This window comes from Streptomyces sp. NPDC127119, from assembly GCF_042677425.1.
Lineage (GTDB): Bacteria > Actinomycetota > Actinomycetes > Streptomycetales > Streptomycetaceae > Streptomyces.
Genome location: NZ_JBHXTO010000253.1, coordinates 1 through 7,411, shown reverse-complemented (window position 1 = coordinate 7,411; position 7,411 = coordinate 1). Strand labels below are relative to the sequence as shown.

6 protein-coding genes and 1 riboswitch are annotated in these 7,411 nt (G+C 68.2%); of the genes, 5 read left to right on the top strand and 1 reads right to left on the bottom strand.

Features of this window, described 5'->3' with window-relative positions; genetic code table 11:
* Nucleotides 1-230: 230 nt before the first annotated feature.
* Entirely contained in the window at nucleotides 231-1,178 is a 948-nt protein-coding gene (locus tag ACFVH5_RS43270) for a glucosyl-3-phosphoglycerate synthase (protein WP_384811225.1), read from the bottom strand.
* A 176-nt stretch (nucleotides 1,179-1,354) separates the two neighbouring features.
* Nucleotides 1,355-1,512, top strand: a riboswitch (SAM riboswitch).
* Nucleotides 1,513-1,527: 15 nt separating this feature from the next.
* Between ACFVH5_RS43270 and thrC the strand changes: the two genes are divergently transcribed.
* The 5 genes from thrC to ACFVH5_RS43245 all read left to right on the top strand — a co-directional run bounded on the left by thrC (nucleotide 1,528) and on the right by ACFVH5_RS43245 (nucleotide 7,326).
* Nucleotides 1,528-2,835, top strand: a complete 1,308-nt coding sequence (gene thrC / locus ACFVH5_RS43265; protein ID WP_385839179.1) for a threonine synthase — start codon at nucleotides 1,528-1,530, stop codon at nucleotides 2,833-2,835.
* Between the two features lie 69 nt (nucleotides 2,836-2,904).
* Nucleotides 2,905-3,180 (top strand): MoaD/ThiS family protein, encoded by a 276-nt coding sequence (locus ACFVH5_RS43260; RefSeq protein ID WP_210881130.1) that lies wholly within the window; start codon nucleotides 2,905-2,907, stop codon nucleotides 3,178-3,180.
* A 475-nt stretch (nucleotides 3,181-3,655) separates the two neighbouring features.
* On the top strand, nucleotides 3,656-3,862 hold the full coding sequence (locus tag ACFVH5_RS43255; protein WP_007493268.1) for a cold-shock protein: 207 nt from the start codon (nucleotides 3,656-3,658) through the stop codon (nucleotides 3,860-3,862).
* 402 nt (nucleotides 3,863-4,264) lie between these two features.
* Nucleotides 4,265-5,893, top strand: coding sequence for a chaperonin GroEL (gene groL, locus ACFVH5_RS43250; protein ID WP_107015329.1), 1,629 nt, complete (start codon nucleotides 4,265-4,267; stop codon nucleotides 5,891-5,893).
* Nucleotides 5,894-6,186: 293 nt separating this feature from the next.
* Complete coding sequence (locus ACFVH5_RS43245) at nucleotides 6,187-7,326, top strand: NADH:flavin oxidoreductase (protein WP_385839178.1); 1,140 nt, start codon at nucleotides 6,187-6,189, stop codon at nucleotides 7,324-7,326.
* Nucleotides 7,327-7,411: the final 85 nt, after the last annotated feature.

Below are 7,411 nucleotides of genomic sequence, written 5' to 3'. Positions count from 1 at the left end.
CGCGCAAACGTTCCCACTGGCCGCGGAGGGGAGACCGTGGGTGGGTGGGGGCGTGCCGCGCAGTTCCCCGCGCCCCCAAAAACCAAAAGACTGCGCAGTTCCCCGCGCCCCTAAAAGCGACAAGACTGCGCCGTTCCCCGCGCCCCCATCAGGGGCGCGGGGAACGGCGCGACCAGCCCCCACCGGGCCCGCGGACGGAGACGGTGCTCTCCGCGGAGTGGTCGGTACCGCTAAGCCGCGCGGCGCGACACGTACTCCCGGATGTCGGCCATCGGAGGACGTTCCTCCATGTCCACCGAGTACGTCCGCGGCTCGAAGCCACTTTCTCCCCGTACGAACTGCGTCAACGACGGCCGAATCATGTGCCCGCGGGCAAGCCGGAGCTGAGCGGTCCGGTAGATCGCCGCGGACATCCGTCCGAGCGCCTGCCCGTCCTGATGCCGGTGCTTGCGCACACCCACGTCGACCTGTGCGAGGGCGTCCAGGCCGACCAGGTGCAGCGAGTCGACCAGCATGCCCAGCTCGACGCCGTAGCCCACGGGGAACGGGAGCCGTTCGAGGAGCGAGCGGCGGGCCGCGTACTCCCCGCCGAGCGGCTGCACGAAGCCGGCCAGCTGCGGCCAGTGCATGTTGAGCAGCGGCCGGGCCATGAGTTCCGTGACCCGGCCTCCCTGACCCGCGGCGGAGCCCAGCGGGCGGTCGTACATCGCCTTGACGAGGTCGACCCCCGGATCCGTGAGCAGCGGACCGACGATCCCGGAGACGAAGTCCGCCGAGAACTCCTTCAGGTCCGCGTCGACGAAGGCCACGATGTCCCCGCGGGTGACGAGCAGCGAGCGCCACAGCACCTCGCCCTTGCCGGGCACGGCCGGGATGCGGGGCAGGATCTCGTCCCGGTGCACCACGCGGGCGCCCGCGGCGGCGGCGACCTCGGAGGTGCGGTCCGTCGAACCCGAGTCGATCACCACGATCTCGTCGACGAGCGGCACTCTCGCGGTCATCAGCTCACGGCGGATCACGGCGACGATCTCGCCGACGGTCTCCTCCTCGTTGAGAGCGGGCAGTACGACACTGACCGTGGAGCCCGTGGACCGCTTCGCGGCGATCAGCTTCTTGAGCGGGCGGTCCTCGACGGACCAGGAGCGCGTGCTCAGCCAGCGCTCGACGTCTTCCAGCACGTGCGGCTCTCCCTTGCGTTCATCGGGATGCGTGCGTCCCGCCGCGATGTGGGACCGGTGTGACGGTCATCTCGCGGTTCGGACGGCTTTCTCCACCATCCATGCCGTCGGTTACAGTCTTGAACAACGCTGATGACCATCGCATGTCGGGGGTCGTTGCGTAGACAACTAAATACCGCTCATCCAGAGGGGCAGAGGGATACGGCCCGTTGAAGCCCCGGCAACCCTCCAGCCGGTCTCGTCCTGATCATTGTTGATCAGTGCAGCGAGGCTCCCGGCTCGGGAAGGTGCCAAATCCGTCTCATGGCGAAGTGCGTCGTGAGGAAGATGAGGAAAGGGCCTCGCCTCCATGGCTGCGCAGACAGTTGCAAGCACCACGAACTCCACCCCCTCCGCGAACGCCGTCGATCTCGGTCCGGCCGCCGCGCTCTCCTGCCGCGAATGCGGCCACCGCGTACCGCTCGGTCCGGTGTTCGCCTGCGAGGAGTGTTTCGGCCCGCTGGAGATCGCGTACGACTTCTCCGGTTACGACACCGAGGAACTCCGCAAGCGGATCGAAGCCGGGCCCGCGAACATCTGGCGGTACGCGCCGCTGCTGCCCGTCCCCGCGGACGTGGCGGACAAGCCGAACATCAACCCCGGCTGGACCAAGCTCGTCCAGGCCGACAACCTGGCGCGCGAGCTGGGCGTCGACGCCGGCAAGCTCTTCGTCAAGGACGACTCCGGCAACCCGACGCACTCCTTCAAGGACCGTGTCGTCGCCCAGGCGCTGGAGGCCGCGCGCGCGTTCGGCTTCACCACGCTCTCCTGCTCCTCCACCGGCAACCTCGCGGGCGCGGTGGGCGCCGCCGCCGCGCGGGCCGGCTTCCGTTCCTGCGTGTTCATCCCGCACGACCTGGAGCAGGGCAAGGTCGTCATGGCCGCGGTCTACGGCGGCGAGCTCGTCGGCATCGAGGGCAACTACGACGACGTGAACCGCTTCTGCTCCGAGCTGATCGGCGACCCGGCCGGCGAGGGCTGGGGCTTCGTCAACGTCAACCTGCGGCCGTACTACGCGGAGGGCTCCAAGACCCTGGCGTACGAGATCTGTGAGCAGCTCGGCTGGCGGCTGCCGGACCAGCTGGTCGTGCCGATCGCCTCCGGCTCGCAGCTGACGAAGATCGACAAGGGGCTGAAGGAGCTGATCCAGCTCGGTCTCGTCGAGGACAGGCCGTACAGGATCTTCGGTGCCCAGGCCGAGGGCTGTTCGCCGGTGTCCGTCGCCTACAAGGCCGGGCACGACGTCGTACGGCCGCAGAAGCCGAACACGATCGCGAAGTCGCTGGCGATCGGCAACCCGGCCGACGGGCCGTACGTGCTCGACATCGCCCGCCGGACGGGCGGGGCCGTGGAGGACGTGAACGACGACCAGGTCGTCGACGCGATCAAGCTGCTGGCGCGGACCGAGGGGATCTTCGCGGAGACCGCCGGCGGGGTGACGGTGGGGGTGGCGAAGAAGCTGATCGAAGCCGGTCTGCTCGATCCGACTCTGACGACTGTCGTCCTCAACACGGGGGACGGTCTGAAGACGTTGGACGCCGTCGCCTCCGACACGGGGCTGACCGCGACCATCCGTCCGAACCTCGACTCCTTCCATGAGGCCGGGCTCGGGTCCTGATCGCTGTCGCAGTTCCCCGCGCCCCCGAAGAGGGGGCGCTGTACCACAGCCCTACCTGATGGAGGTCCCGTGAGCGTCAACGTCCGTATCCCCACCATTCTGCGTACCTACACGGGTGGTCAGGCCGAAGTGGCCGCCGAAGGGGCGACCCTCGCCGAGGTCATCGCCGATCTGGAGAAGAACCACACCGGTATCGCGGCCCGTGTCCTGGACGACCAGGGCAAGCTGCGGCGGTTCGTCAACGTGTACGTGAACGACGACGACGTCCGCTTCGAGCAGGGTCTTGAGACGGCCACGCCGGACGGCGTCGGGGTCTCGATCATCCCGGCGGTCGCCGGAGGCTGAGCGCCCCGCACGGCGTCCCGTCCGGGGCCCGCCCGGCGCCGTTGATCATTACCCTTGGTAATGTCGAACACGCAGAGTTCATCGAATTGCCCTCTCCGCGACTGAAGCGGAGGGGGCAATTCTGTATGGTTGAGCGCGGTACAGTTGGGGAAGCTGCTTCGCTTCGCAAGGTCGGCGCATATGAGTTCGCGCCCGGGGCCCGACAAGAAGCAGCCAAAGTAACTGGTCCTTTTGAGCCGTTTATGGCATTTACCGGGCCCGACTTGCCCTGAATCTGTGTAAATCCTTCACATATTTCCGATCAGCCGTGCCCGGAATTCTCGTCGGATTGACCTGTTGCAGACGGCAGTTGGACGGATACATTCAGCCGCGGTCGACGCGTTCCGGCGCACACCCCCAACCGTTGGGGGGTGAGGTCTGACCCGGATCCGCGAAGTGCGGGTCTGTGCAAGGGCCAGTAATAGGGGAGTTAGGCATGGCTCAGGGCACCGTCAAATGGTTCAACGCGGAGAAGGGGTACGGCTTCATCGCGGTCGACGGTGGTGCGGATGTATTCGTCCACTACAGCGCGATTCAGATGGACGGCTACCGCACCCTGGAAGAGGGTCAGCGGGTCGATTTTGAGATCTCGCAAGGCCAGAAGGGGCCGCAGGCGGACATGGTCCGACTGGCGACCGGCTGAAGCACGCGCCGACTTACTGCAGCGACGTTCTTCTTCCGAAGGGCTCGTACCTCCCGGGTACGGGCCCTTCGGCATGCCGGCGACCCGGGTACGGGCCCTTGGGTGTGCCGGCGCCGGAGTCGTGCGCGGGGCGTTCGGGGGTCGCGCGTGCGCCCCATGGTCATCGGGCGCCCTCTCCCCTCACCCCCTCCCACCTGCGGATCATTGAGAGACGCTTGCACTCGCATGGGTCGAGTGCTAATCATTGGCGTTAGCACTCTGCAGGTGAGAGTGACAACGAGGATCGGGTCAGTGAGGCCCGCAGGCCGGGTGGGGCAAGGAACCACGAGGTCTGCAGGCCGTCCGTCGCGGGCGCGGGCGCGGTCCTGGAGATTCCACCCCAGTCCGGGAGGACCACTTCACATGGCCAAGATCATCGCGTTCGACGAGGAGGCACGGCGCGGTCTCGAGCGCGGGATGAACCAGCTCGCCGACGCCGTCAAGGTCACCCTTGGCCCCAAGGGCCGCAACGTCGTCCTAGAGAAGAAGTGGGGCGCCCCCACGATCACCAACGATGGTGTTTCCATCGCCAAGGAGATCGAGCTTGAGGACCCGTACGAGAAGATCGGCGCAGAGCTGGTCAAGGAAGTCGCCAAGAAGACGGACGACGTCGCCGGCGACGGAACGACCACGGCGACCGTGCTCGCCCAGGCGCTGGTCCGCGAGGGTCTGCGCAACGTAGCCGCCGGTGCCAACCCGATGGCCCTCAAGCGCGGTATCGAGAAGGCCGTCGAGGCCGTCTCCGGTGCCCTTCTCGAGCAGGCCAAGGATGTCGAGACCAAGGAGCAGATCGCTTCCACGGCCTCCATCTCCGCCGCCGACACCCAGATCGGCGAGCTCATCGCCGAGGCGATGGACAAGGTCGGCAAGGAAGGCGTCATCACCGTCGAGGAGTCCCAGACCTTCGGTCTCGAGCTTGAGCTCACCGAGGGTATGCGCTTCGACAAGGGCTACATCTCGGCGTACTTCGCCACCGACATGGAGCGTATGGAGGCCGTCCTCGACGACCCGTACATCCTGATCGCCAACTCGAAGATCGCCAACGTCAAGGACCTGCTCCCGCTCCTCGAGAAGGTCATGCAGGGCGGCAAGCCGCTGCTGATCATCGCCGAGGACGTCGAGGGCGAGGCGCTGTCGACGCTGGTCGTCAACAAGATCCGTGGCACCTTCAAGTCCGTCGCCGTCAAGGCTCCGGGCTTCGGTGACCGCCGCAAGGCCATGCTCGGTGACATCGCCATCCTCACGGGCGGCGAGGTCATCTCCGAGGAGGTCGGCCTGAAGCTGGAGAACGCGGGTCTGGACCTGCTGGGCCGTGCCCGCAAGGTCGTCATCACCAAGGACGAGACCACGATCGTGGACGGCTCCGGCTCCGCCGACCAGGTCCAGGGCCGGGTCAACCAGATCCGTGCCGAGATCGAGAACTCGGACTCGGACTACGACCGCGAGAAGCTCCAGGAGCGTCTGGCGAAGCTGGCCGGCGGCGTGGCCGTCATCAAGGCCGGTGCCGCCACCGAGGTCGAGCTCAAGGAGCGCAAGCACCGCATCGAGGACGCCGTTCGCAACGCGAAGGCGGCCGTCGAGGAGGGCATCGTCGCCGGTGGTGGCGTGGCTCTGCTCCAGGCTTCCTCGGTGTTCGAGAAGCTCGAGCTCACGGGTGACGAGGCGACCGGCGCGAACGCCGTGAAGCTCGCCCTGGAGGCCCCGCTCAAGCAGATCGCCGTCAACGGTGGTCTTGAGGGTGGCGTCATCGTCGAGAAGGTCCGCAACCTGCCCGTCGGTCACGGCCTCAACGCCGCGACCGGTGAGTACGTGGACATGATCGCCGAAGGCATCATCGACCCGGCGAAGGTCACGCGCTCTGCCCTGCAGAACGCCGCGTCCATCGCCGCGCTGTTCCTCACCACCGAGGCCGTCATCGCCGACAAGCCGGAGAAGGCTTCGGCCGGCGCCGGCGCCGGCGGCGGCATGCCGGGCGGTGACATGGACTTCTGATCCGGAAACGGATCGGCGGTCCACCGCCGCGACACTGCTGCGGCACTGCTTCACCCCAGCTGTACGAACCGAGGGCGGCACCCCATTCCAGGGGTGCCGCCCTCGGGCGTTCCCGGGATCGTGCCCGGGACCGCTTCCGGGGCTGCTTTTGGGGCTGTGCCGGGATCGTGTCCGGGGTCACAGAGGTGGGTGGGGGGCGGAGGAATGCATCGGGCGCCGGGATGGTTGTCCGGGGAGTTATCCATGCGTATGCACATACCCGACGGGATGTGCAATCCCCTCCCTCCCCCCCCATGAGGAGCCCCCACGTGACTGTCGCCCCCTCCGCCTCCCGCGCCGCCGAGGTCCTTTCCCGGCCCGTCGCCCTCAACGGCCTGACCGTTCCGAACCGGATCGCGATGGCGCCGATGACCCGGCAGTTCTCGCCGGGCGGAGTTCCGGGGGAGGACGTGGCGTCGTACTACGCGCGCCGCGCCGCCGCCGGTGTCGGCCTCATCGTCACCGAGGGCACGTACGTGGACCACGAGTCCGCCGGGAACAGCGACCGGGTGCCGCGGTTCCACGGCGAGGAGCAGCTCGCGGGATGGGCGAAGGTCGCCGCGGACGTGCACGCGGCGGGCGGGACGATCGTGCCGCAGCTCTGGCACATCGGCATGGTGCGCTCCGCCGGGGAGCCGCCGTACGCGGACGCGCCCGCGGTCGGCCCGTCCGGCCTGCGCATGGACGGCACCGCAGGCCAGGGCAAGGAGATGACCCAGGCCGACCTCGACGACGTCATCCAGGCCTTCGCCGACGCCGCCGCCGACGCCGAGCGCATCGGCTTCGACGGCGTCGAACTGCACGGCGCGCACGGCTATCTGCTCGACCAGTTCCTGTGGGCGGGCACCAACCGCCGCACGGACGGATACGGCGGGGACCTCGTCGCCCGTACGAAGTTCGCCGCGGAGATCGTGGCCGCGGTGCGGGCGGTCGTCTCGCCCGCCTTCCCCGTCCTCTTCCGCTACTCGCAGTGGAAGCAGGACGTGTACAAGGCGCGCCTGGCGGAGACCCCGGCGGAGCTTGAATCCCTGCTCGCGCCCCTGGCCGCGGCCGGAGTGGACGCCTTCCACGCGTCGACGCGGCGCTACTGGCTGCCGGAGTTCGACGGCTCCGAGCTGAACCTGGCCGGCTGGACGAAGAAGCTCACCGGCAAGCCCGTCATCACCGTCGGCTCGGTCGGCCTCGACGGGGACTTCCTCAAGGGCTTCCGCGGTGAGGGCGCGCCGGTCAAGGGCATCGACGATCTGCTCGACCGGCTGGAGAACGAGGAGTTCGACATGATCGCGGTCGGCCGCGCGCTGCTCCAGGACCCGGAGTGGGCCGTGAAGGTACTGGGCGGACGGTTCGGGGAACTGGCCGCGTTCGACGCGGGGGCGCTGCGCTCGCTCAGCTGAGTTTCGGCTGGCGCCTTCGACTGCGGGTCGGTGGGGGCGGGCCCGAAGGATTGCGCAGTTCCCCGCGCCCCTAGGTGTCTAGGGG